Below are 23,465 nucleotides of genomic sequence, written 5' to 3'. Positions count from 1 at the left end.
GGCGCCCCCGCACCCACCCCACCCTCAGTGGTGGAACGCCGTAGCCACCTCTGCCGGGCGGTCCAAGGGGCCGTCCTGCTGGCGGAGTTCGGGGAGGAGGCGGGAGAGTTCCTCGATGAGGAGGTCGGCGAGGTCGTCGGAGAAGCCGTTGCGGCAGACCACGCGCAGGACGGCGAGGTCCTCGCGGTCCGCCGGGTAGGTGTAGGCGGGGACGAGCCAGCCGCTTTCGCGGAGTCGGCGGGAGACGTCGAAGACGTCGTAGTTCTTGATCTCGTCGGTGGTGGTGAAGGCGAAGACCGGCAGCTCGTCGCCTTTGGTGATCAGCTTGAAGTCGCCGAGCGCCTCGATGCGGGAGGCCAGGGACATCGCCACGTCCCGGCTGGTCTGCTGCACGGCGCGGTAGCCGTCGCGGCCCAGCCGCAGGAACGTGTAGTACTGCGCCACGACCTGCGCGCCCGGCCGGGAGAAGTTGAGGGCGAAGGTCGGCATGTCGCCGCCGAGGTAGTTGACGCTGAAGACCAGCTCCTCGGGGAGGGCGTCGTGGTCGCGCCACAGTGCCCAGCCGACGCCGGGGTAGACCAGCCCGTACTTGTGGCCCGAGGTGTTGATCGAGGCGACGCGGGGGAGCCGGAAGTCCCAGACGAGGTCCTCGTCGATGAAGGGGGCGACCATCGCGCCCGACGCGCCGTCCACATGGACCGGTACGTCCAGGCCGGTTCGTTCCTTGAGCGCGTCGAGGGCCGCGCAGATCTCCGCGACCGGTTCGTACGATCCGTCGAAGGTCGATCCGAGGACGGCGACTACGCCGATCGTGTTCTCGTCGCACAGCGCCACGGCCGACTCGGCGTCCAGGTGCAGCCGGTCGCCCTCCACGGGCACCAGCCGCGCCTCGACCTCCCAGAACGCGCAGAACTTCTCCCAGCACACCTGCACGTTGGCGCCCATGATGAGGTTCGGCCGGGCCGTCGCCGGATAGCGGTCGGCGTTACGGTTCGCCCAGCGGCGCTTGAGGGCCATACCGGCGAGCATGCACGCCTCGGAGGAGCCGGTCGTCGAGCAGCCGATGACCTGCTCGGGGTCGGGCGCGTTCCAGAGGTCGGCGAGCATCGTCACGCAGCGCCGCTCCAGCTCGGCGGTGCGCGGGTACTCGTCCTTGTCGATCATGTTCTTGTCGCGGCACTCGACCATCAGCACGTCGGCCTGCGGTTCCATCCACGTGGTGACGAACGTCGCCAGGTTGAGCCGGGAGTTCCCGTCGAGCATCAGCTCGTCATGGACCAGCTGGTACGCGGTGTGCGGCGACATCGGCCCGTCCGGCAGCCGGTGCTTGGGCGGCGCGGTGCGCATGCTGCCGATCGGGTCGGCGTCGCCGTAGAAGAACGGGTTGACCGCGAGCGGGCGGGAGTCCCCGGCTCCCTTGTGCAGCGCCATCAGAGGGTGGCCGGGCGGCGGACGACGGCGGCGTTCACGTGCGTGCTCATGATTGTGCCTCCTCAACGGATTCCCATCGGGACGATACGGCGCCCGTGGCCGTCCCGCCTGTCAGGAATGAGGTCAAGGAGAATGAGGTCAAGGAGGAGGACACCCACGCCCCTCCCGCCCGGGTCAGACCGTGCCGGCCAGCGACAGCTTCGCCGCGAAGCCCAGGAAGAGCGCCCCCGCGCCCGCCGACAGCCCCGCCGTCAGCCGCCGGCGCCGCCGGAAGGCCGCCGCCAGGTAGGTGCCGCTGAAGATGAGCACCGTCAGATAGGTGAAGCTGAACAGCTGGGCCCAGGCGCCGAGCGCGAGGAACGACAGCGCCGGGTGCGCGTACCCCGGGTCGACGAACTGCACGAAGAACGCGACGAAGAACAGGATCGCCTTCGGGTTGAACAGACTGACCACCAGCGCCCGGCGGAACGGCCGCTCCGCCTTCTCCTGCTTCGCGGGCCCGCCGTCCGCGTCCCCGGCCGCCGCGTTCCGTGCGGTCCGCCCGCGCCACAGGGCCACGGCGCCGCGCAGCATGCCCGCCGCGAGCCAGGTCAGATAGCCCGCACCGGCGAACTTGACCACGGTGAACGCCACCGGGCTGGCCTGCAGCAGCGACGCCACCCCGCCCGCGGACAGCGTCATCAGCACGGTGTCGCCGCACAGCACCCCGGCCGCCGCCCGGTAGCCGGTGCGCGGCCCGAGCCGGGCCGCCACCGAGACCACGTACAGCGAGTTCGGCCCCGGCAGCAGGATGATCAGGGCCAGCCCCGCCAGGTACGTAGAAAGATCAGTTATCCCGAGCATGCGAACAAGTGTGGCACTTGCACCTCACGCGACGTGAGGCGTCACCGTGGACCCCGGAAGCGCGGAAGCGCGGAAGCGCGGAAGAGCTGCTGGGCAGCGGAAAGGAGCGGGGAAGCGATGGGCTACTCCGTGGGAGAGGTCGCGGGCTACGCCGGCATCACCGTGCGGACCCTGCACCACTACGACGAGATCGGGCTGCTCTCCCCGGGCGGCCGCAGCCACGCGGGCCACCGGCGGTACGACGACGCCGACCTCGACCGGCTGCAGCAGATCCTCTTCTACCGGGAGCTGGGCTTCCCCCTGGACGAGGTCGCCACGCTGCTGGACGACCCGGCCGCCGACCCCTCGGCGCATCTGCGCCGCCAGCACCGGCTGCTGTCCGACCGGATCAACAGACTCCGGGAGATGGCGGCCGCCGTCGAACGAGCCATGGAGGCGAAGAAGATGGGCATCAACCTCACACCCGAGGAGAGGTTCGAGGTCTTCGGGGACCACGACCCCGACCAGTACGCCGAGGAGGTCGAGCGTCGTTGGGGCGACACCGACGCGTACGCCGAGTCGCAGCGCCGGGCCGCCTCGTACACCAAGGAGGACTGGCTGCGGATCAAGAACGAGGGCGACGATCTCAACCGGCGGTTCGTCGCGCTGATGGACTCCGGCGCGGCACCGGACTCCGCCCCGGCGATGGACCTCGCCGAGGAGCACCGCGAGCAGATCCGGCGGTTCCACTACGACTGCACCTACGAGATCCACGTCGGGCTCGCCGAGATGTACATCGCGGACCCGCGCTTCACCGCCACCTACGACGCCGTCCGCCCCGGCCTGGCCGGGTACCTCCGCGAGGCGATCCTGGCGAACGCCGTCCGCAACGTCTGACGGCGTTCACCACCGGAAGCGGCGGCTACACGCGCACCAGCACCACCGCGGTGCCGTACGCGCACACCTCCGTGCCCACGTCGGCCGCCTCGGTCACGTCGAAGCGCATCATGAGCACGGCGTTCGCCCCGCGGGCCTGGGCCTGCTCGACGAGCCGCTCCATCGCCTGGTTGCGGGTCTGCACGAGGGTCTTCGTCAGACCCTTCAGTTCGCCGCCGATCATCGACTTGAGCCCGGCGCCGATCTGGCTCCCGATGTGCCGGGAGCGCACGGTCAGCCCGAACACCTCGCCGATCACCTTCTCGACCCGGTAGCCGGGCGCTTCGTTCGTGGTCACCACCAGGACGTCGGACTGGTCCGACTGTCCGCCGCCGAAATCATCGATACCCATGAGGGAACGGTTACCCCTGAAAGCGGCGGCCGCACCCCGGACTACTCCAGTCGCGACGCCGCACTACTCCAGTCGTGGCTGTTCCGCGGGCGCCGGGCAGATCCGGCGGCCGGTGTTGTCGAAGACGTAGAGGTGCGCCAGGTCCACCAGCAGCGGGACCCGGTCCCCGGGCCGGACCCGGATGTCGGGCCCGGTACGCACCACCAGGTCGCCGGTCGGCTGCTCCGCGCGGTCGGCCGGCGGCGGGTCCAGCACCTTGACCGCGCCCGCGCTGTCCGGTTCCTGGAGCAGTCCGGGGAACCGTCCGGCGGCCTTGCGCGCCAGCTTCCCCAGTCCGCCGGGGCCGGCGGCCGCCCGCCGGGCCGCGGAGCGGGTGCGCTGGGCGGGCAGCCGGGGCGCCTCCAGCTCCGGCACGACCGCCGGCTTCGCGCCGGTGTTCAGATGCACCAGGCACTCGTGCCCCTGGTACTCCACGTGCTCGACGATGCCGCTGAGCACCACCTCGCCCGCGTGCGCGCTGCTCGGCGCCGCGATCCGGACCGCCTCGGAGCGCAGCCCGACGATGATGTCGCGGCCCTGCTGGATGCGGAGCATCTGGTGGTCCAGGCTCAGCGGCTCCGGCAGTCCCAGCCGCTGCCGCCCGAAGTCGATCCACATGCCGCCGCCCAGCGGCGCCAGCACGGTGGCCTGCAGCAGATTGATCCGCGGCGTCCCGATGAATGCGGCGACGAACACGTTCACCGGCAGGTGGTACGTGTCGCGCGGGCTTCCGACCTGCTGCAGCACCCCGCCGCGCATGACCGCGACGCGGTCGCCGAGCGACATGGCCTCCGCCTGATCGTGCGTCACATACACGGTGGTGACGCCCATTCCACGGGTCAGCCGGGCGATCTCGGCGCGTAGATGTGAGCGCAGCTTGGCGTCCAGGTTCGACAGCGGCTCGTCCATCAGGAACACCGACGGGTGCCGGGAGATGGCGCGGCCCATCGCGACCCGCTGCCGCTCGCCGCCGGACAGCTGCCCGGGGTAGCGGTCCAGGATCTCCTCGATGCCCAGGATCCGCGCGGTCTCCTCGACCCGCGGGTTCTGGTCCTCGCCCGGCATCTCGAAGCGCAGCGGGAACCCGATGTTCTGCCGGCTGGTCATGCTCGGGTAGAGCGCGAAGTTCTGGAAGACCATCGCCATCCGGCGGTCGCCGGGCGCGAGGTTGTTCGCGTACTCGCCGTCGAGCAGCAGCTCCCCGGAGCTGATGTCCTCCAGCCCGGCGATCATGCGCAGCACGGTGGACTTGCCACAGCCGGAGGGACCGAGCAGCACCAGGAACTCGCCGGGGGGGATCTCCAGGGAGAACCGGTCGACCGCCGGGGCGGGCTGCTTGGGGTAGGTCTTCGAAAGATCGTGCAGGGATATGGCGCGCGTCATAACAGGATCCGCCAGAAGGTTCAGATGCTGCGACAGGAGACTTGCCAGTGGTGCACGCGTGGCGTTGCGGAGAACGTAATGCACCGTCCGTGCGTTGGGGAACGTTTCGGCCAAGACCGTTGGCGCGATCTCTACGTCGCGGATCTTTCACCGACCCGTCACGGAGTCCGCACGGACGGGAGCCGGCCGTCACGCACAGGGGGCGCAACGATTCGGTTGGTACTTTTAAACGGTGACCAACATCGCCCTGGGCCCCAGCTGGCTCGATCCCGACCACCTGATCAACTCGTTCGGCCTGTGGGGCGTGCTGTTGATCGTCTTCGCAGAGTCGGGCCTGCTGATCGGATTCTTCCTGCCCGGGGACTCGCTCCTCTTCACGACCGGACTCCTGGTCGCGGGCGGCACCCTCAAGACCCCGCTGTGGCTGGTGACGGTGCTGATCATCGTCGCCGCCATCGTCGGTGACCAGGTCGGCTTCCTCTTCGGCCGCAAGGTCGGGCCCTCGCTCTTCCGGCGCCCGGACTCCCGGCTCTTCAAGCAGGAGAACATCGAGAAGGCGCACGAGTTCTTCGAGAAGCACGGTCCGAAGTCGATCGTGCTGGCCCGCTTCGTGCCGATCGTCCGCACGTTCACGCCGATCATCGCCGGCGTCAGCCGCATGAACTACCGGACCTTCGTCACCTACAACATCATCGGCGGAACGCTCTGGGGCGGCGGCGTCACCCTCCTCGGCTACTGGCTCGGCCAGATCGAGTTCGTCCACAAGAACATCGAGCTCATCCTGGTCGCGATCGTGCTCGTCTCGGTCGTCCCCATCGCCATCGAGTTCCTCCGGGCCCGCGCGAAGTCGAAGAAGGAGGGCCCCCGGCCCCCCGCCGACCTGCCTCCGCCGCCCGTCGGCACCGCCGGCCGGGGCGGCCGCCACCGGGCCAAGTAGCGGAGGGCCGGCGTCCGCCGCCGGTGCGGTGAGGGGGGTGGGAATCGCGGTGGGTGCCGTGCGCCCTGCACACTGATCACCGGAGGTGGTCGGTCAACGTGTCGGACGAAGAGAAGCCGGACTCGGACGAATCGCGGTCGGAGTTCACCCCGCCCGTGGGCGTACCGCTGCCGCCTGCCCCGGAATCCGACAGTTCGACGACCTCGGAGTTCGCCGCGCCGACCGGGGTGGAGCTGCCGGCCGGGCCCGAGGCGGAGGGTTCCGCCTTCACCGCGCCCGCCTCCTCCGCCTCCTCCGCCGCCTACGGCGCCGGCACCAGCGGAGCGGGGAACGCGTTCACGCCCCCCGACGGGATCCCCGTCATACGGCTCACCAAGGGCGTCGTCCCCTGGCAGGACCGGATGCGCGAGCTGGTCCGGATGCCCGTCACCGAGCGTCCGGTGCCCGAGCTGCCCGCGGACAAGCCGGAGGCCGGCCCGCCGGTGCCCCGCGTGCTCGACCTCACCCTGCGTATCGGCGAGCTGCTGCTCGCCGGCGGCGAGGGCGCGGAGGACGTCGAAGCGGCGATGTTCGGCGTCGCGCACGCCTACGGCCTGGCCCGCGTGGAACCCACCGTCACGTTCACGCTGCTGGGCATCTCGTACCAGCCGTCCCTCGTCGAGCCGCCGGTCAGCGCGAGCCGCACCGTGCGCCGCCGGGGCACCGACTACACACGGCTGGCGGCCGTCTTCCAGCTCGTGGACGACATCACCGCGCACGAGGCGACGCTGGAGGACTCCTACGGCCGGCTCGCCACCATCCGCCGCAACCGGCACCCGTACAGCGGCTGGGTGCTCACCGGCGCCGCCGGGCTGCTGGCCGGCTCGGCGAGCATCCTGGTCGGCGGTGGTCCGCTGATCTTCTTCGCGGCGGCGCTGGCCGCGATGCTCGGCGACCGGCTGGCCTGGCTGTGCGCCGGGCGCGGGCTGCCGGAGTTCTACCAGTTCGCCGCCGCCGCGATGCCGGCCGCCGCGATGGGCATCGTCGTCAACCTCTACGCCGACCACCTGCCGGGCGCCACCGACCTCCAGGCGTCCGCGGTGATCACCGGTGGACTCTTCACGCTGCTGCCGGGACGGGCCCTGGTGGCCGGTGTCCAGGACGGCCTGACGGGGTTCTACATCACCGCGTCCGCGCGCCTGCTGGAGGTCATGTACCTCGTCGTCGGCATCGTCTTCGGCGTGACGATCGTGCTCTACGCGGGAGTGCGGCTGGGCGCCGACTTCGACCCGGAGCAGGCGCTGCGCGCCTACGACCACCCCTGGGTGCAGCTGCTGTCCGCGATGTCCCTCACCCTGGCCTTCGCGGTGCTGCTGCAGTGCGAGCGCGGTGTGCTGCTGCTCGCCATGCTCAACGGCGGTGTCGCCTGGACGGTCTACGGGGTGCTCCACCAGCAGCTCGGCGCCAACCCGGTCGTCGCCACCGCGGCCGCCGCGGGCCTGGTCGGCCTCTTCGGCCAGCTGATGGCCCGCTACCGGTACGCGTCGGTCCTGCCGTACGTCACGGCCGCGATCGGCCCGCTGCTGCCCGGCTCCGCGACGTACTTCGGGCTGCTCGCCTTCACCCAGAACCACACGGCCGAGGGGTTCGCCTCCCTGACGAAGGCCGCGGCGCTCGCGCTCGCCGTCGCCATCGGTGTGAACCTCGGCGGGGAGATCGCCCGCATGTTCCTCAAGACCCCGGGCTCCGCCGACCCGGCCCGGCGCCGCGCGGCCAAGCGCACCAGGGGCTTCTGAGCGGCGGTGGAACGCGCGAACGCCGGGCCGGCCCGTGAAGGGCCCGCCCGGCGTCCGGCAGGTCTGCGTGTCAGTGGCTGTGGAAGGTCTGACCCGAGTCCTTCAGGCGCTTGTACGACGCCTCGATCTCGGCCTCGGCCTCGATGCGGCCGACCCAGTTGGCGCCCTCGACGGACTTGCCGGGCTCCAGGTCCTTGTAGACCTCGAAGAAGTGCTGGATCTCCAGGCGGTCGAACTCCGACACGTGATGGATGTCACGCAGGTGCTCCACACGCGGGTCGGACGCCGGCACGCACAGCAGCTTGTCATCGCCGCCCGCCTCGTCGGTCATACGGAACATACCGACGGCGCGGCACTTGATGAGGCAGCCGGGGAACGTCGGCTCATCGAGGATGACCAGCGCGTCCAGCGGGTCGCCGTCCTCGCCGAGGGTGTTCTCGACAAAGCCGTAGTCGGCCGGGTAACTGGTCGAGGTGAAGAGCCGGCGGTCCAAGCGGATACGACCGGTCTCGTGGTCCACCTCGTACTTGTTCCGGGAACCCTTCGGGATCTCGATCGTGACGTCGAACTCCAAGGCCCTACTCCTCCATGATCAGCACATACTTCTGGTGGTTAAGTGTCTCCCACGCAGGTGTGTGGTCGCGAAAGGGGCTGGTCGGGGGTGCCGGACGCCAGAACATGGCAGGTAGTGGCGGGGTCGGCCGCAGTCGGACTGACCGTTTCCTTCGCGGCGGTGGCCGTGGCCGGACCGTGGGAGTCGGGCCAGCGTACGGCGGAGCGGGCGGCGGCCGCCTCCCGGGGTCACCAGCCGGACGGCCGCACCGTCCCCGGGTCCCGCCCGGGGCCGGCCGCCGAGGCCGCGGCCCCGCCCGCCGCCAGGGTGCTCACCGCGCCCGCCACCGACCCGGCGACGCTCCCCACCCAGCAGGCGCTTGCGGCCCGGCTCGCCCCGCTGCTGCGCGACCCGGCCCTCGGTCCGCTGCGCACCGGCGCCGTCATCGACGCGGCCACCGGCAAGCTGCTGTACGGCTCCGGCGCCGCGACCCCGTCCGTGCCGGCCTCGACGATAAAGATCGCGACGGCCGCCGCCGCGCTGTCGGTCCTCGGCCCCGACCACCGAATATCCACGACCGTGCTGGCCACCGGGCCGCACACCACCGTGCTCGTGGGCGGCGGGGACCCCACCCTCACCGCAGCCGCGCTGCGCACCCTGGCCGACGACACCGCCCGTGCCCTCACCGCGCGCGGCACCACCGCCACGTCGCTCGGCTACGACCTCTCGCTCTACTCAGGACCCGTCCAGCATCCGATAGGCCGCAACGAGAACATCGCGCCGGTCACCTCACTGATGCTCAACGAGGGGCGCCTCGACACGAGCGACCATGGCCCCGCCGACCGCTCCACCGACCCGGCCGCCGACACCGCCACCACCTTTGCGAAGCTGCTCCGGGCGCGTGGCATCAAGGTGACGGGCACCCCCGCCGGCACACCCGGCGCCGCGGCCGGCACGCGGCTCGCCACGGCCGCGTCCGTGCCGCTGTCCGCGCTCGTCGAACGGATGCTGACCAACAGCGACAACGACATCGCGGAGGCCCTCGCCCGGCAGACCGCGATCGCCGCGCACCTGCCCGCGAGCTTCAGCGGCGCCCAGCAGGCCGTCACCGCGGCGCTGGGCCGGCTCGGCCTGCCGCTGGCCGGGGCGAAGTTCACCGACGGCAGCGGCCTCAACCGTGCCGACGCGCTGTCCGCGGAACAACTCGCGCGGCTCCTCGCGCTGGCCGCGTCACCCCGGCACCCCCAACTGCGGCCGATCCTCACCGGTCTGCCGGTCGCCGGTTTCTCCGGCACCCTGTCCGACCGCTTCCGCGGCGGCCCCGCCTCCGGAGCCGGCCTGATCCGCGCCAAGACCGGCACCCTCACCGGCGTCAACGCCATCACCGGCACCGTCGTCGCCGCCGACGGCCGGCTGCTCACCTTCGCGTTCCTCACCCAGGGCACCACGTCCGCGACAGCGGCCCAATCCGCCCTGGACCGGCTGGCGTCCGCCCTCGCCGCCTGCGGCTGCTGAGCCCCGCCTCAGCCCCTTCTCAGCCCCCGTCCCGGCCGCGCCTCCGGACCCCGGGCGTTATCCGACCCCCAAAGCGGGAGCGGCAACGTACCGTGAAGGCATGACGAGCATCGGTGGTGCCGAGATGGTCGACTGGAATCTCGCAGTGGCGACCGCACAGCGGTTGATGCGGCCGGGACCTGAGGTCAGCGGGGACGAGGCGCGGGCGATCGTGGCCGAGTTGCGCAAGCACGCGCGCTCCTCGGAGGAACACGTGCGCGCGTTCACCCGCATGTACGGGGACGCCGAAGCCCAGACGAACGGCACGCCGGTGCTGATCGTGGACCGGGTCGGCTGGGTGAAGGCGAACGTCGCCGGCTTCCGGGAGATCCTCAAGCCGCTGCTGGGCAAGATGCAGGACCGCCGCCCCGGCGGCATCGGCGGCATGGCGCTGGGCACGGTCGGCGGCAAGGTGACCGGCGTCGAGGTCGGGATGCTGCTGTCGTTCCTGGCGTCCCGGGTGCTCGGCCAGTACGAGACCTTCGCCCCGGCCACCCGCGAGCTGCCGGCCGGCCCCGTCGTCCCCGGCCCGGGGGAGCCCCGCGCGGGCCGCCTGCTGCTCGTCGCGCCGAACATCGTGCACGTCGAGCGGGAACTCGACGTGGACCCGCACGACTTCCGGCTGTGGGTGTGCCTGCACGAGGAGACGCACCGCACGCAGTTCACCGCCGTGCCGTGGCTGCGCGACCACATCGAGGGCGAGATCCAATCCTTCCTCGGCGAGACCGAGATGGACGCCTCCACCGTCATCGACCGCTTCCGGGAGGCCGCCCAGTCCTTCGCCGCCGGTGGCGGCGCGAAGGAGGAGGACGAGGCCGACGAGGGCCGCAGCCTCGTCGATCTCGTCCAGACCCCCGCCCAGCGGGAGATCCTCGCCCGGCTGACCGCCGTCATGTCGCTGCTCGAGGGCCACGCGGACTACGTGATGGACGGCGTCGGCCCCGACGTCGTGGCGTCCGTCGCCGAGATCCGGGAGAAGTTCCAGCAGCGCCGCGCCAGCGGCGCGGGCCGCATGGACCAGGTGCTGCGCAAGGTGCTGGGGCTGGACGCGAAGCTGCGCCAGTACAAGGACGGCGAGCGTTTCGTGCGCGCCGTCGTGGACGAAGTGGGCATGGACGGCTTCAACCGCGTCTGGACGTCGCCCAACACGCTCCCGACGAAGTCGGAGATCGCCAAACCGGCGGACTGGGTCGCAAGGGTGCACCGCCGTAGCGATTCGTGACCACCCGACGCCTCCCGGTTCACCCGTCCGAGGGACCGTAAGCGCAGGGTAAGGCGTGCGATGCTCGGGTACTGCCCCAGCTTCTGTCACCATCTAGCTACTTTGCGTTATCACCCTCACAGCCTCCATAGGAGGGAACCGGACATGGGTCCCCACCCCACGGTCGCCGCGATACGCCTGGCGGTCCGCCGCGTACTTCACGACGTCCTCATCGCCACCCCCGCCCCCAACCCGCTCGTCCTCGCCGCCTGCAGCGGAGGCGCCGACTCCATGGCGCTCGCCGCGGCTCTCGCGTTCGAGGCCCCCAAGCTCGGCGTGCGCGCCGGGGCCGTCACCGTCGACCACGGGCTGCAGCCCGGCTCGACCGGCCGGGCCCTCGAAGTCGCCGCGCGCCTGCGCGGCCTCGGGCTCGACCCCGTGGACGCCGTCGGTGTCACCGTCGGCCGCCAGGGCGGACCCGAAGCCGCCGCCCGTGACGCCCGCTACGGCGCGCTGGACGCCACCGCCGACGCCCGCGGCGCCGCCGCCGTCCTGCTCGGCCACACCCGTGACGACCAGGCGGAAACGGTGCTGCTCGGCCTCGCCCGCGGCTCCGGCACCCGCTCGCTGTCCGGGATGGCCGCCGTGTCGGGCGCCGGCGGCCGCTACCGCCGCCCGTTCCTGCTCCTCGACCGGGACACCGTCCGCAAGGGCTGCCTGGCCCAGGGCATCGACGTGTGGGAGGACCCGCACAACCACGACCCGGCGTACACCCGCTCCCGGGTCCGCCACGAGGCGCTGCCGGTGCTGGAGAAGTCCCTCGGCAAGGGCGTCATCGAGGCACTGGCCCGCACCGCCCAGCTCTCCCGTGACGACGCCGACGCCCTGGACCAGTGGGCGGCCACCGCGGAACGTGATGTTGCCGACGGCGACGGCGCCCTGGACGCGGACCGGCTGTACGTCCTGCCGGCCGCCGTCCGCCGCCGGATCCTGCGCCGTGCGGTCATCGCCGCCGGTTCCCCGCCCGGATTCCTGTTCGCCCGCCATATCGAGGAGGTCGACCGGCTGGTCACCGACTGGCGGGGGCAGAAAGGTCTCAACCTGCCGGGCGGCGTCGAGGCCCGTCGGCGCAATGGCAGACTGTTCTTCTCACCGTCGTAGACCTTGAGGAACCAAAACAGGTGAACGAGAACGACATGGGCACCGATCTCGAAAAGGTGCTCATCACCAAGGAAGAGATCGACGCCAAGCTGATCGAGCTTGCCGCGAAGATCGACAAGGACTACGCCGGGAAGGACCTGCTGATCGTCGGCGTGCTCAAGGGCGCGGTGATGGTCATGGCGGACCTGGCACGCGCGCTGTCCACCAACGTGACGATGGACTGGATGGCGGTGTCCTCCTACGGCGCCGGCACGAAGTCCTCGGGCGTCGTCCGCATCCTCAAGGACCTCGACACCGACATCGCCGGCCGTGACGTGCTGATCGTCGAGGACATCATCGACTCCGGTCTGACGCTGTCCTGGCTGATCAGCAACCTCGGCTCGCGCGGCCCGGCCTCCCTGGAGGTCTGCACGCTGCTGCGCAAGCCCGAGGCGGCCAAGGTCGAGATCGATGTGAAGTACACCGGCTTCGACATTCCCAATGAATTCGTCGTCGGTTACGGACTCGATTTCAACGAGAAGTACCGCAATCTCCCATTTGTCGGAACACTCGCCCCGCACGTATACGGCGGCTGACGCCCCGTTCGTCCGAGGATGTCCCCGTTCGGCGCAGCCCGTGCCGACAACGGGGAACCCCGCACCGTTTCCCGCCGTTGGAGCAGGGGAAGCCGGGATTGTTAACGGTTGGCGGCCGCCTCGGTGGACAATGCTGAGGTACCGTCCGAAGGTCGGGTCATACACCGGATGTGCGCGCGGCCATCGAGCCGCGCTGCCTCACTGTGGCAGGAGGGACGGGGCGTCCGCGCCCCGCATGGATGGACGTCAAGCGCTATTTCCGTGGGCCAGTCATGTGGATCGTGCTGGCTGTCATCGCCGTGGTCGTCCTCATGCAGGTCGTCGGCTCCTCCGGCGGCTACAAGACGGTGGACACCGGCCAGGTCGTGCAAGCGATCCACAGCAAGGACAACATTCTCAAGTCGGCGGAGATCACCACCGGCGACGAGCAGATGATCAAGGTCGAGCTCGTCGACGGTGCCAAGGTCGGCGGTAAGGACCTGGGCACCAAGCTCAAGGCGAGCTACGTCAGCGCCGACCAGAGCACCGCCATCGCGGCTGATCTCCAGAAGAAGGTCGACGGCGACACGAGCACGGGCACCCTGCCCGACGGCTACACCGTCTCGCCGTCCAAGCAGAACGCGTTCGTCAGCATTCTGCTGTCGCTGCTGCCGTTCGTGCTGATCGTCGTGGTCTTCCTCTTCCTGATGAACCAGATGCAGGGCGGCGGATCCCGCGTCATGCAGTTCGGGAAGTCCAAGGCCAAGCTGATCACCAAGGACACCCCCAAGACCACGTTCGCGGATGTGGCCGGGGCGGACGAGGCGGTCGAGGAACTCCACGAGATCAAGGAGTTCCTGCAGGAGCCGGCGAAGTTCCAGGCCGTCGGCGCCAAGATCCCCAAGGGCGTGCTGCTCTACGGGCCGCCCGGTACCGGTAAGACCCTGCTGGCCCGCGCCGTCGCGGGTGAGGCCGGCGTGCCGTTCTACTCGATCTCCGGCTCCGACTTCGTCGAGATGTTCGTGGGTGTCGGCGCCTCGCGTGTCCGTGACCTGTTCGAGCAGGCCAAGGCGAACGCTCCGGCGATCGTCTTCGTCGACGAGATCGACGCCGTCGGCCGGCACCGCGGTGCCGGTATGGGCGGCGGTCACGACGAGCGCGAGCAGACGCTCAACCAGCTGCTCGTCGAGATGGACGGCTTCGACGTGAAGGGCGGCGTCATCCTGATCGCCGCCACGAACCGGCCGGACATCCTGGACCCGGCGCTGCTGCGCCCGGGCCGCTTCGACCGGCAGATCGCCGTGGACCGCCCCGACCTCATGGGCCGGCTGGAGATCCTCAACGTCCACGCCAAGGGCAAGCCGGTCGCTCCGAACGTCGACCTCCGGGCCGTCGCTCGCCGCACCCCCGGTTTCACCGGCGCGGACCTGGCGAACGTGCTCAACGAGGCCGCGCTCCTGACGGCCCGCGGGGACCGCAAGCTGCTCGACAACGAGACCCTCGACGAGGCGATCGACCGGGTCGTGGCCGGACCGCAGAAGCGGACCCGGATCATGTCCGAGAAGGAGAAGAAGATCACCGCGTACCACGAGGGCGGACACGCCCTGGTCGCCGCGGCTTCTCCGAACAGCGACCCGGTGCACAAGATCACGATCCTCTCCCGCGGCCGGGCCCTCGGTTACACGATGGTCCTGCCGGACGAGGACAAGTACTCGACGACCCGCAACGAGATGCTCGACCAGCTCGCCTACATGATGGGCGGCCGGGCGGCGGAGGAACTGGTCTTCCACGACCCGACCACCGGCGCTTCGAACGACATCGAGAAGGCGACCGCGACGGCGCGCGCGATGGTCACCCAGTACGGGATGACCGAGCGGCTCGGCGCGATCAAGTTCGGCTCGGACAACGCGGAGCCGTTCCTGGGCCGTGACATGGGTCACCAGCGCGACTACTCGGAAGAGGTCGCCGGGCTGGTCGACGAAGAGGTCAAGAAGCTCATCGAGACCGCGCACAACGAGGCGTGGGAGATCCTGGTCGAGAACCGCGACGTTCTCGACAACCTGGTTCTGGCGCTCCTGGAGAGGGAGACGCTGAACAAGGAGGAGATCGCCGAGATCTTCAAGGCCATCGTCAGGCGCCCGCCGCGTCCGGCGTGGACCGGGTCCTCGCGGCGTACGCCGTCGACCCGCCCGCCGGTGCTCTCGCCGAAGGAGCTGGCGCTCACCAACGGCAGCCAGTCCGCCAACGGCAGCAGCACCGCCACCCCGGCCATCGAGAAGGCCACCGAAACGGTGGAGCTTCCCGAGGACTCGGGCAGCGGTACCGACAGCTGACCACCGGAAACGGTCGGCGTCAGCCGGCCGGCGAAGGTGGTCCCGGAATGCAGGCCGCGTCCCCAGGGTTTTAGCCTTGGGGGCGCGGCCTTCCGCTTTCGCCCGCACATCAGGATCCGCAGGTCCGTACGAGGAACGAGGCACAGATGACCGACCCGGTGACGCTGGATGGCGAGGGGGCCATCGGTGAGTTCGACGAGAAGCGCGCCGAGGCCGCTGTGCGCGAGCTCCTCATCGCGGTCGGCGAGGACCCGGACCGGGAGGGCCTGCGGGAGACGCCGAGCCGGGTGGCCCGCGCGTACAAGGAGATATTCGCCGGCCTCTGGCAGGAGCCGGAGGACGTCCTGACGACGACGTTCGACCTCGGGCACGACGAGATGGTGCTGGTGAAGGACATCGAGGTGATGTCCAGCTGTGAGCACCACCTGGTGCCGTTCGTCGGTGTCGCGCACGTCGGCTACATCCCGGCCGCCAGCGGCAAGATCACCGGGCTGTCGAAGCTCGCCCGGCTGGTCGATGTGTTCGCCCGCCGTCCGCAGGTCCAGGAGCGGCTCACCACGCAGATCGCCGACTCGCTGATGCGCATCCTGGAGCCGCGCGGCGTGATCGTCGTCATCGAGTGCGAGCACATGTGCATGACGATGCGCGGGGTGCGCAAGCAGGGCGCGAAGACCATCACCTCGGCGGTGCGCGGCCAGCTGCGGGACTCCGCGACCCGCTCCGAGGCGATGAGCCTGATCATCGGCCGCTGAGACCACCGACCGAAAGAAGCGGCCGGCCCCCTGATGACAGGGGGCCGGCCGCTTCGTCGTGACCCGTGGTCACCGAGCGGTCAGGCGACGCTCTTGACCACCCGCTCCGGCTCCGAGCTGTTGGCGTAGCAGGGCGCGCTGTGCGCGGCCCGCTTGGCCCGGCCCGGCAGGAACCGCTGGAGCGCGTCCGGCAGTGGCAGCGACAGGGTGACGAAGCCCTCCGCCTGCATGGCGGCGAAGCCGATCCGGGGGAGGTCCCGGGAGTTGCGGAACACCAGGAACCGCGGCACCCACTCCGGCTGGAACTTCGCGTTGAACTTGTACAGCGACTCGATCTGGAACCAGCGCGACAGGAAGACCAGCAGTCCCCGCCAGCCGCGCAGTACCGGCCCCGCCCCGATCCGCTCACCGCGGGCGAGCGCCGAGCGGAACATCGCGAAGTTGAGCGAGACGTTCTCGACGCCGAGCTCCGGAGCGTGCTGCAGTGCCTCGACGATCAGCAGCTCGTTGAGCCCCGGGTCGGCGCTGCGGTCGCGCCGCATGAGCTCCAGGGACATGCCGTCCTTGCCCCAGGGGACGAAGTGCAGCACGGCCCGCAGGTCGCCCAGCGGCGACTCGACGCCGTCCTCCCGCTCCTTGTGGGCGGTGACGACCACGCAGTCGCCGTCCTCGACGTCGCCGAACCGGCCCAGTGCCATGGAGAAGCCGCGCTCGGTGTCCGTACCGCGCCAGGCGTCGGCGGCCTGGCGGACCTGGTCGCGCTCGGCGTCGGACAGCTCACGGACCCGGCGCACCTTGCAGGTGTAGCCGGACCGTTCGATGCGCTTGACCATCTGCCGGACGTTGCGCATCGCGCGGCCCTGCAGGGTGAAGGCGCTGGTGCGGACGATCGCCTCGTCGCCCAGTTCCAGCGCGTCCAGGCCCGTCTCGCGGGTCCAGACCTCGCCGCCGGTCTCGCTGCAGCCCATGACCGCCGGGATCCAGGCGTGCGCGCGGGCCAGTTCCATGAAGCGCTCGATGGCGCCCGGCCAGGCCTCGACGTCCCCGATGGGGTCGCCGCTGGCGAGCATCACCCCGGACACCACCCGGTAGCAGACGGCGGCCTTGCCGCTCGGTGAGAACACCACGCTCTTGTCGCGGCGCAGTGCGAAGTGGCCGAGGGAGTCGCGGGCGCCGTGCTTGGCCAGCAGCTCGCGCAGCTGGTCCTCGTCGGCGCCGCTGAGCTCGGCGACCGGCCGTGCCGGACGCAGGATCAGATACGCGGTGGTTCCGGCGATCAGGAAGCCGAGCCCGCCGAGCGAGTAGGCCACGACATCCGAGGCCCGGTCACTCGTATAGCTCACCGGGCCCTCGAAACCGAAAAGCCCGTACAGCACGTGCTGCAGTCGCTCGATCAGGCTGGGATCGCCCATCTCGACGCGGGGGTGGGCGCTGACGATCAGCAGCCCCAGCGCGAGGGCGACGACGCTGAGCAGCACGAAGTTGGCCGCGGCCCGCCAGCGGGTGCGCGGGTCCGACAGCGCGTTGAACTGCGCCCGGTGGACGATCAGCAGCGCGAACAGTCCCAGCGAGACGATCGCGCCGACCCCCGAGTGCCGGTAGACCAGCTGGGTCGCCGCCCCGGTCGGCAGCAGCAGCACCGCCGCCCACCAGGCGCGCACCTTCCCGCGTTTGAGGCCATGAGCCAGCATCAGCAGCAGGATGCCGGTGACCACCGACCCGGCCGCCGCGAGGGAACTCATGGTGCCGGGGAAGACCATCGCCATGTGGTGCATCCGGCCGTTGCGGAAACCGGGGAACACGCCGGAGACGACGTCGAGCAGCCCCACCACGGCCCCGGCGGTACCGACGACCGAGGGGACGGAGGAGGAGCGGAGGAACCGCGGACGCCGCGTGCCGGCGTTTGCGCGATCAGTAGACACGGGCACCTGCCCAGGGAACCCGGAAGCCGAGTTCTCCATCTACCTGTACAGACATGGGTCACCAAGCCCCAACATTGCGGGATATGTTCCGCAAACAGCTCTCGTTAATGAACAATTTGCGCCCTCTAGGACGCGAAGAAAGGCCCTTAGGTTCCGTCAGAAGGAGCCGGAACCGGGCCGCGGACAGGAAAGTACGTCACTCGACATGGGTCTCACCAGTAAGAAGGTTCTACTGCTGGCGGTCATAGCCGCGGTAGTGCTGTTCGTGGCCACCGTATGGCTCTGGCCGCGGCTGTCCAAGCGCAGCCTCCCGGCGGTGCTGGGGCGGGTCGGCATGATGCTCTTCACCCAGTTGTCGATGATCGCGGCGCTCGGTCTCGCCGCCAACTACTCGTTCGGCTTCTACGCCTCCTGGGCCGACCTGTTCGGACAGGAGTCCGAGCCGGGCGTCGTCGTCAACCACTCGGGAGCCGCGAACCAGCTGCAGGTGGTCGGGCACAAGTACGTCAACGTGCCCGGTGGTTCGGTGCCGAAGGTCGGCGGCCAGATCCAGAAGGTGGTGTTCCAGGGCGGTGCGTCCGACATCACCACCCCGGCGTACGTCTATCTGCCGCCCGAGTACTTCCAGGACGCCAAGCGCAGGTTTCCGGCGTCCGTGATCCTCACCGGGTACCCGGGCACCGCCGAGGCGCTCTTCAAGAAGATGAAGTACCCGTCGATCGCCCACCAGCAGGTCCTGGACGGCAAGGCCAAGCCGACCATACTGATCATGATGCGGCCGACGGTGGCCCCGCCACGGGACACCGAGTGCATGGACATCCCGGGCGGCCCCCAGACGGAGACCTTCTTCACCAAGGATCTGCGCGCGGCCGTGTCCGGCCACTTCCGGGTCGGCACCAACGCCCGGAACTGGGGGATCATGGGCGACTCCACGGGCGGCTACTGCGCCCTGAAGCTCACGATGCGGCACCCCGAGGCGTACTCGACCGCCGTCGGCCTGTCCGCCGACTACAAGGCGCCGCGCGACCGGACGACCGGCGACCTGTTCGGCGGCGACAAGAAGCTCGAACTCCAGAACAACCTGCCGTGGCGGCTGAAGAACCTGCCGCACCCGCCGGTGAACCTCCTGGTGACCAGCAGCAAGAAGGGCGAGCCGAACTACCGGGAGACGCTGAAGCTGATCGGCGACGCGAAGGCGCCGATCCACATGTCGTCGATCATCCTGGAGAGCGGCGGCCACAACTTCAACACCTGGGGCCGGGAGATCCCGCCCGCCCTGGAGTGGTTGAGCGGCCGGCTCAGCGACCAGTAGTCGACCGGCCAGCGCCTACGCTGGGCGTATGAATACGCTGCGGGGCTTCGTGGACGGTCTTCCTGAGTGGGACCGCTGCGCGGTCATGGGCGTGGTGAACGTCACGCCGGACTCCTTCTCCGACGGCGGCCAGTGGTTCGACCCGGAACTGGCCGTCAAGCACGGTATGGACCTCGTGGCGTCCGGCGCGGACATCGTGGACGTCGGCGGGGAGTCGACCCGGCCCGGGGCGGCGCGGGTCTCGGAGGCCGAGGAGCTGCGCCGGGTGATCCCGGTGGTGCGGGAGCTGGCCGCCGCGGGGGTGCTGGTCAGCGTGGACACGATGCGCGCCGCGGTCGCCGGGCAGGCGGTCGCGGCCGGTGCGCGGCTGGTCAACGACGTGAGCGGTGGTGGCGCCGACCCCGCGATGATCCCGGTGGTCGCCGACGCGGGGGTGCCGTTCGTCGTCATGCACTGGCGCGGGCAGAGCATCGACATGAACAACCGGGCGGTCTACGGGGACGTGGTCGCCGAGGTCGTCGCCGAGCTGCGCGAGGGCTGCGAGCGCGCGGTCGCCGGCGGCATCGACCCGGGGCGGATCATCCTCGATCCGGGCCTGGGCTTCGCGAAGAACGCCGAGCACGACCTGGCGCTGATGGCGCACCTCGGCCGACTGCGCGAGCTGGGCCGCCCTCTGCTGGTGGCCGCGTCCCGGAAGCGGTTCCTGGGGCGGGTGCTGGCCGGATCGGCCGGGGATCCGCCGCCGGCCAGGGAGCGCGACGCGGCGACCGCCGCGGTCTCCGCGATCGCCGCCCGTGAGGGCGCCTGGGCGGTACGGGTGCACGAGGTGCACGCCAGCGCGGACGCGGTGCGGGTCTCGCGGGCCATCGAAGGCGCGGCGGGCGCGGCGGGTGCCGCGTGACGCCTCGTACGGCGGAGGCCGCGAAGGTCGAGGAGGCGAACCAGGCGTTCTACGACGCGGTCGAGACCTCGGACCTGGATGCGCTGGAGGAGATCGTCCTGACCGGGCCGCTGGCCGAGACGGTCTCCGTGGTGCACCCGGGGTGGCCGGTGCTGCGCGGGCGCGGCGAGGTGATGCGCTCCTACGCGCTGATCATGGCGAACACCGAGTACATCCAGTTCTTCCTGACCGATGTCGAGGTCGCGGTCGACGGCGACACGGCCCTGGTCACCTGTACGGAGAACATCCTGACCGGCGGACCGGCCGAGGAGGACGGCTCGGCGGGCACCCTGGTCGGCGCTCTGGTGGTCGCCACCAATGTGTTCCGGCGCACACCGGAGGGCTGGCGGCTGTGGGTGCACCACGGGTCGCCGGTGCTCGCCGACGGTGACGACGACGCTGAGGACACCGCGGGACCCGGCGCCTGAACCACACCCTGCGACCACCCCGCGTTCACCCACCCGGCCCGCGATCCGGCCGTGTTGGCGACCTCGTCACCCGTTCGCGCCAAGAATCCGACGACGGACGGGTAGCGGACCGGCTGATGGGTAAAGGGCTGGAGTCCGCCCGCTCTGACCTGCGCCGGACCGGCCCCGGACAACCCGTCGGCACGTGCTGTCGGTAGTCGCGGGTAGATTCGATTCCGGGCGGGCCCGTACACATGGCGGGACCCGGCCCGTCCGTCCGAACAATCAGCAGGAGTGATCTCGTGGATCGTGTCACGCTGCGCGGCCTCAAGGCCCGCGGTAACCACGGCGTGTTTCCCAGGGAGCGCGAGGAGGGCCAGACCTTCGTCGTGGACCTGGTGCTCGGCCTGGACACGGCTCCTGCCGCGGCCGGGGACGACCTGACCAAGACCGTCCACTACGGCGTGGTGGCCGAAGAGGTCGTGGATGTCGTCAAGGGCGAGCCGGTCGACCTGATCGAGACCCTCGCCCAGCGCGTCGCCGACCAGTGCCTCAAGCACGAGGCGGTCCAGGAGGTCGAGGTCACGGTGCACAAGCCGGACGCCCCGATCACCGTTCCGTTCGACGACGTGACCATCACCATCACCCGGAGGCGCCCGTGAGTTCCGACCCCACCGTGCAGCCTGTCCACCCGTCCGTGGTGGCGCAGGTCGACGCCGCCGACACGACGCTGCACAACCCCCAGCGGGCCGTGATCGCACTGGGCAGCAACCTCGGCAACCGGCTGGAGACCCTGCAGGGTGCCATCGACGCCCTGGAGGACACCCCGGGCGTGCGCGTCAAGGCGATCTCGCCGGTCTACGAGACCGAGCCGTGGGGTGTCGAGCCCGGCAGCCAGGCCAACTACTTCAACGCGGTGGTGCTGGTGAAGACCACCCTGCCGCCGTCCTCCCTGCTGGAACGCGGCCAGGCGATCGAGGAGGCGTTCCTGCGGGTGCGCAGCGAGCGCTGGGGCCCGCGCACCATCGACGTCGACATCGTTGCCTACCAGGGCATCGTCTCGGAGGATCCCGACCTGACGCTGCCGCACCCGCGCGCGCACCAGCGGGCCTTCGTTCTCGCGCCCTGGCACGATGTGGACCCGTCGGCGGAGCTCCCAGGACACGGCGAGGTGGCAGAGTTGCTCGCAGCGGTCGGCGACGCCGGCGTGCAGGCCCGCGGTGATGTGGAACTCAGGCTGCCCGAATAAGCGTTAAGCGGTCGGGCACGGCGGGCGCCACCGGCACCGACCGCACCACCAGCAGGACCACAACCAGCAGATGAACCATGTGAGGGGCGAACACTCGGTGAAGGCGCTGCGCATCAGAACGCTGCTGGGGCTGTTCGCGGTGGCGGGGGTGCTGTCCTGGGCCGGCGCCAAGCTGTGGGACTCGCTCGGCACCCTGCCGAGCGTCCCGCTGGCCGCGCCCATCGTGCTCGCGCTGATCGCGGTGGTGCTCACCGCGACCGCCCTGTCGCTGCGGACCCGGCTGCGCGCGCAGCGCGACCGCGTGCCCGGCGCCAAGGGCGTCGACCCGCTGCTGGCGGCGCGCGCGGTGGTCTTCGGCCAGGCGAGCGCGCTGGTCGCCTCGCTGGTCGCCGGGATGTACGGCGGCACCGGCGCCTTCCTGCTGATGTACCAGTTCGACGTCCCGCCGCGCCGGGACCAGGCGGTCTACGCGGGCTTCGCGGTGCTGGCCGGCCTCGCGGTCGTCGCCGCCGCGATCTTCCTGGAGCGGGTCTGCAAGCTCCCGGAGGATCCGGAAGACACCGCGCCCGGCATCTGAGACGCGAGCTCAAATGTTGACCGTCTTGAGGATGGCGTGATTCAGTCTTCGATGTGAGTGGTATCGGACGGCGACTTCACCGGCGAGTGCACCTGGACCTCGTCCGGTACGCGGGCTGCGTGTGTCCGGGTTCACGCTGAACCCCGCCTCCCCGCTCACCTCCGCGTCGTAGCCTGCCGCCGCCGTCCGTTTCCCGGTCGGTGCGGCGCCGTGCCGGCGCCTCCCTCCAGGGTGGTCCCGTTGTCCGCACCAGCCTTTGTTTCCGCATCCCCTTCCGCGGCACCTTCCGTGGCCGTCGTCGCGTCTCCCGTCACGGCCGTGCTGTCAGAACCTGCCCCTGCTCCCGCTGCCGCTCCCGCGCCGACGGCGGCCGAGCTGCTCGACTTCGTCCGCTCCATCGCCTCCGACCCGGAGAAGGTCGCCCAGCTCGCGCTCGACCCGCTGGACCGCACCTGGATCCGGCTGGAGGGGCCCGGCGGCGCCGAAGCGTGGCTGCTGGGCTGGCCGCCCGGCACCGAGACCGGCTGGCACGACCACGGCGGCTCGTACGGCGCCTTCGTGACCGCGGGCGGCGAGCTGACCGAGGAGTCCCTGTCGGTGCCGCTGCCGTCCGAGGGCTGGCGCTCGCTGGAACTGGCGGAGGGCCTGGACCGGACCCGCGCCCTGCCGGCCGGCAAGGGCCGCGCCTTCGGCCGCAACCATGTGCACCAGGTCGTGAACCGCTCCGCCGAGCGGCACGCCATCTCCGTGCACGCCTATTACCCGCCCCTGCCGCTGATCCGCCGCTACCTCCGCGACGGCCGCACCCTGCGGCTCGACGTCGTGGAACACCCGGAGACCTGGTGACCGAGCCCACTGCCCGCACCGCCCGCAGCATCGACGACCATCTGGAGCGCGTCAGGACCCGGCTGGAGCGCCTCGACGCACCGGCCGCCGCCGAGGCCGCCGCGAACGGCGCGGTCCTCGTCGACATCCGCTACGCGGCGCTGCGCGACCGGGACGGGCTCATCCCCGGCGCGCTCGTCGTGGAGCGCAACGAACTGGAATGGCGGCTCGACCCGCTCGGGGACCACAGACTGCCGGAGGCGACCGGGCACGATCTGACGGTCGTGGTGATCTGCAACGAGGGCTACGCGTCCAGCCTCGCCGCGGCCTCGCTGCAGGACCTGGGCCTGCACCGCGCCACCGACCTGGACGGCGGGTTCCAGGCGTGGCGCGCCGCCGGACTGCCGGTGATCCCGCCGGAGCGGCCCTGAGGCCCGTCCGGCGGGAACA

General features: G+C 70.7%; 23 protein-coding genes. 17 read left to right on the top strand and 6 right to left on the bottom strand.

All coding sequences use genetic code 11. The features are described 5' to 3' along the window. Window positions 1–24 precede the first annotated feature (24 nt). Both LNW72_RS18740 and leuE read right to left on the bottom strand, forming a co-directional pair. On the bottom strand, window positions 25–1,431 hold the full coding sequence (locus LNW72_RS18740) for a glutamate decarboxylase (RefSeq protein ID WP_250976467.1): 1,407 nt from the start codon (window positions 1,429–1,431) through the stop codon (window positions 25–27). 174 nt (window positions 1,432–1,605) lie between these two features. Further along, a complete protein-coding gene (gene leuE / locus LNW72_RS18735) occupies window positions 1,606–2,274 on the bottom strand; it encodes a leucine efflux protein LeuE (RefSeq protein ID WP_250976466.1) in 669 nt (222 codons plus the stop codon). Window positions 2,275–2,391: 117 nt separating this feature from the next. Here leuE and LNW72_RS18730 point away from each other — a divergent pair, with 117 nt between their 5' ends. Continuing rightward, window positions 2,392–3,150, top strand: a complete 759-nt coding sequence (locus LNW72_RS18730) for a MerR family transcriptional regulator (protein ID WP_250976465.1) — start codon at window positions 2,392–2,394, stop codon at window positions 3,148–3,150. Window positions 3,151–3,175: 25 nt separating this feature from the next. On the opposite strand, the gene LNW72_RS18725 is transcribed toward LNW72_RS18730, so the two are convergent. Beyond that, window positions 3,176–3,541, bottom strand: a complete 366-nt coding sequence (locus LNW72_RS18725; protein ID WP_250976464.1) for a YbjQ family protein — start codon at window positions 3,539–3,541, stop codon at window positions 3,176–3,178. Window positions 3,542–3,604: 63 nt separating this feature from the next. Further along, complete coding sequence (locus tag LNW72_RS18720) at window positions 3,605–4,963, bottom strand: ABC transporter ATP-binding protein (RefSeq protein ID WP_164608143.1); 1,359 nt, start codon at window positions 4,961–4,963, stop codon at window positions 3,605–3,607. A gap of 232 nt (window positions 4,964–5,195) precedes the next feature. On the opposite strand from LNW72_RS18720, the gene LNW72_RS18715 reads away from it, so the two are divergent. Both LNW72_RS18715 and LNW72_RS18710 read left to right on the top strand, forming a co-directional pair. Beyond that, entirely contained in the window at window positions 5,196–5,900 is a 705-nt protein-coding gene (locus tag LNW72_RS18715) for a VTT domain-containing protein (protein WP_250976463.1), read from the top strand. 98 nt (window positions 5,901–5,998) lie between these two features. Further along, window positions 5,999–7,675, top strand: a complete 1,677-nt coding sequence (locus tag LNW72_RS18710; RefSeq protein WP_250976462.1) for a threonine/serine exporter ThrE family protein — start codon at window positions 5,999–6,001, stop codon at window positions 7,673–7,675. Between the two features lie 70 nt (window positions 7,676–7,745). Here LNW72_RS18710 and LNW72_RS18705 read toward each other — a convergent pair whose 3' ends face one another. Then, window positions 7,746–8,249 carry an inorganic diphosphatase gene (locus LNW72_RS18705; protein ID WP_138355876.1) on the bottom strand — a complete coding sequence of 168 codons (504 nt, stop codon included), beginning with the start codon at window positions 8,247–8,249 and terminating at the stop codon, window positions 7,746–7,748. An 87-nt stretch (window positions 8,250–8,336) separates the two neighbouring features. Between LNW72_RS18705 and dacB the strand changes: the two genes are divergently transcribed. The 6 genes from dacB to folE all read left to right on the top strand — a co-directional run bounded on the left by dacB (window position 8,337) and on the right by folE (window position 15,783). Further along, entirely contained in the window at window positions 8,337–9,743 is a 1,407-nt protein-coding gene (gene dacB / locus LNW72_RS18700; protein WP_250976461.1) for a D-alanyl-D-alanine carboxypeptidase/D-alanyl-D-alanine-endopeptidase, read from the top strand. 100 nt (window positions 9,744–9,843) lie between these two features. Next, window positions 9,844–11,004 carry a zinc-dependent metalloprotease gene (locus tag LNW72_RS18695; RefSeq protein ID WP_250976460.1) on the top strand — a complete coding sequence of 387 codons (1,161 nt, stop codon included), beginning with the start codon at window positions 9,844–9,846 and terminating at the stop codon, window positions 11,002–11,004. Window positions 11,005–11,148: 144 nt separating this feature from the next. Then, the gene (gene tilS / locus LNW72_RS18690) at window positions 11,149–12,144 is read left to right on the top strand and encodes a tRNA lysidine(34) synthetase TilS (protein WP_250976459.1); all 996 of its coding nucleotides are present in this window, start codon (window positions 11,149–11,151) and stop codon (window positions 12,142–12,144) included. A 35-nt stretch (window positions 12,145–12,179) separates the two neighbouring features. Further along, a complete protein-coding gene (hpt, locus tag LNW72_RS18685; protein WP_138355918.1) occupies window positions 12,180–12,719 on the top strand; it encodes a hypoxanthine phosphoribosyltransferase in 540 nt (179 codons plus the stop codon). 239 nt (window positions 12,720–12,958) lie between these two features. After that, window positions 12,959–15,031 (top strand): ATP-dependent zinc metalloprotease FtsH, encoded by a 2,073-nt coding sequence (gene ftsH / locus LNW72_RS18680; RefSeq protein ID WP_250976458.1) that lies wholly within the window; start codon window positions 12,959–12,961, stop codon window positions 15,029–15,031. Between the two features lie 146 nt (window positions 15,032–15,177). Further along, a complete protein-coding gene (gene folE / locus LNW72_RS18675) occupies window positions 15,178–15,783 on the top strand; it encodes a GTP cyclohydrolase I FolE (protein ID WP_138355881.1) in 606 nt (201 codons plus the stop codon). An 80-nt stretch (window positions 15,784–15,863) separates the two neighbouring features. On the opposite strand, the gene LNW72_RS18670 is transcribed toward folE, so the two are convergent. After that, window positions 15,864–17,744 (bottom strand): phosphatidylglycerol lysyltransferase domain-containing protein, encoded by a 1,881-nt coding sequence (locus tag LNW72_RS18670; protein WP_374117289.1) that lies wholly within the window; start codon window positions 17,742–17,744, stop codon window positions 15,864–15,866. Between the two features lie 166 nt (window positions 17,745–17,910). On the opposite strand from LNW72_RS18670, the gene LNW72_RS18665 reads away from it, so the two are divergent. The 8 genes from LNW72_RS18665 to LNW72_RS18630 all read left to right on the top strand — a co-directional run bounded on the left by LNW72_RS18665 (window position 17,911) and on the right by LNW72_RS18630 (window position 23,446). Next, window positions 17,911–19,017, top strand: a complete 1,107-nt coding sequence (locus LNW72_RS18665) for an esterase family protein (protein ID WP_250976456.1) — start codon at window positions 17,911–17,913, stop codon at window positions 19,015–19,017. Window positions 19,018–19,045: 28 nt separating this feature from the next. Beyond that, the gene (gene folP, locus LNW72_RS18660) at window positions 19,046–19,918 is read left to right on the top strand and encodes a dihydropteroate synthase (RefSeq protein WP_250976455.1); all 873 of its coding nucleotides are present in this window, start codon (window positions 19,046–19,048) and stop codon (window positions 19,916–19,918) included. Then, window positions 19,915–20,385 (top strand): nuclear transport factor 2 family protein, encoded by a 471-nt coding sequence (locus LNW72_RS18655; protein WP_250976454.1) that lies wholly within the window; start codon window positions 19,915–19,917, stop codon window positions 20,383–20,385. The genes folP and LNW72_RS18655 overlap by 4 nt, the downstream gene beginning before the upstream one ends. A 281-nt stretch (window positions 20,386–20,666) precedes the next feature. After that, entirely contained in the window at window positions 20,667–21,026 is a 360-nt protein-coding gene (folB, locus tag LNW72_RS18650) for a dihydroneopterin aldolase (protein WP_250976453.1), read from the top strand. Next, window positions 21,023–21,613 carry a 2-amino-4-hydroxy-6-hydroxymethyldihydropteridine diphosphokinase gene (folK, locus tag LNW72_RS18645; protein WP_250976452.1) on the top strand — a complete coding sequence of 197 codons (591 nt, stop codon included), beginning with the start codon at window positions 21,023–21,025 and terminating at the stop codon, window positions 21,611–21,613. The genes folB and folK overlap by 4 nt, the downstream gene beginning before the upstream one ends. Window positions 21,614–21,710: 97 nt before the next feature. Then, window positions 21,711–22,190, top strand: a complete 480-nt coding sequence (locus tag LNW72_RS18640; RefSeq protein WP_250980216.1) for a DUF3180 domain-containing protein — start codon at window positions 21,711–21,713, stop codon at window positions 22,188–22,190. 318 nt (window positions 22,191–22,508) lie between these two features. Further along, a complete protein-coding gene (locus LNW72_RS18635; protein WP_250976451.1) occupies window positions 22,509–23,036 on the top strand; it encodes a cysteine dioxygenase in 528 nt (175 codons plus the stop codon). Next, a complete protein-coding gene (locus LNW72_RS18630) occupies window positions 23,033–23,446 on the top strand; it encodes a rhodanese-like domain-containing protein (RefSeq protein WP_250976450.1) in 414 nt (137 codons plus the stop codon). Before LNW72_RS18635 ends, LNW72_RS18630 begins: the two co-directional genes overlap by 4 nt. Window positions 23,447–23,465: the final 19 nt, after the last annotated feature.

It is taken from the genome of Streptomyces sp. RKAG293 (assembly GCF_023701745.1).
Classification (GTDB): Bacteria; Actinomycetota; Actinomycetes; order Streptomycetales; family Streptomycetaceae; genus Actinacidiphila.
The sequence above is the reverse complement of the archived record's forward strand: the minus strand, read 5'-3'. Positions and strand labels throughout refer to the sequence as shown.

Bases quoted from the DNA above. Each gene is read 5' to 3' on its own strand.
- LNW72_RS18740 (WP_250976467.1), bottom strand. From the start codon at position 1,431: ATGGCGCTGCACAAGGGAGCCGGGGACTCCCGCCCGCTCGCGGTCAAC.
- leuE (WP_250976466.1), bottom strand. From the start codon at position 2,274: ATGCTCGGGATAACTGATCTTTCTACGTACCTGGCGGGGCTGGCCCTG.
- LNW72_RS18730 (WP_250976465.1), top strand. From the start codon at position 2,392: ATGGGCTACTCCGTGGGAGAGGTCGCGGGCTACGCCGGCATCACCGTG.
- LNW72_RS18725 (WP_250976464.1), bottom strand. From the start codon at position 3,541: ATGGGTATCGATGATTTCGGCGGCGGACAGTCGGACCAGTCCGACGTC.
- LNW72_RS18720 (WP_164608143.1), bottom strand. From the start codon at position 4,963: ATGACGCGCGCCATATCCCTGCACGATCTTTCGAAGACCTACCCCAAG.
- LNW72_RS18695 (WP_250976460.1), top strand. From the start codon at position 9,844: ATGACGAGCATCGGTGGTGCCGAGATGGTCGACTGGAATCTCGCAGTG.
- tilS (WP_250976459.1), top strand. From the start codon at position 11,149: ATGGGTCCCCACCCCACGGTCGCCGCGATACGCCTGGCGGTCCGCCGC.
- hpt (WP_138355918.1), top strand. From the start codon at position 12,180: ATGGGCACCGATCTCGAAAAGGTGCTCATCACCAAGGAAGAGATCGAC.
- ftsH (WP_250976458.1), top strand. From the start codon at position 12,959: ATGGACGTCAAGCGCTATTTCCGTGGGCCAGTCATGTGGATCGTGCTG.
- folE (WP_138355881.1), top strand. From the start codon at position 15,178: ATGACCGACCCGGTGACGCTGGATGGCGAGGGGGCCATCGGTGAGTTC.
- LNW72_RS18670 (WP_374117289.1), bottom strand. From the start codon at position 17,744: ATGGAGAACTCGGCTTCCGGGTTCCCTGGGCAGGTGCCCGTGTCTACT.
- LNW72_RS18665 (WP_250976456.1), top strand. From the start codon at position 17,911: ATGGGTCTCACCAGTAAGAAGGTTCTACTGCTGGCGGTCATAGCCGCG.
- folP (WP_250976455.1), top strand. From the start codon at position 19,046: ATGAATACGCTGCGGGGCTTCGTGGACGGTCTTCCTGAGTGGGACCGC.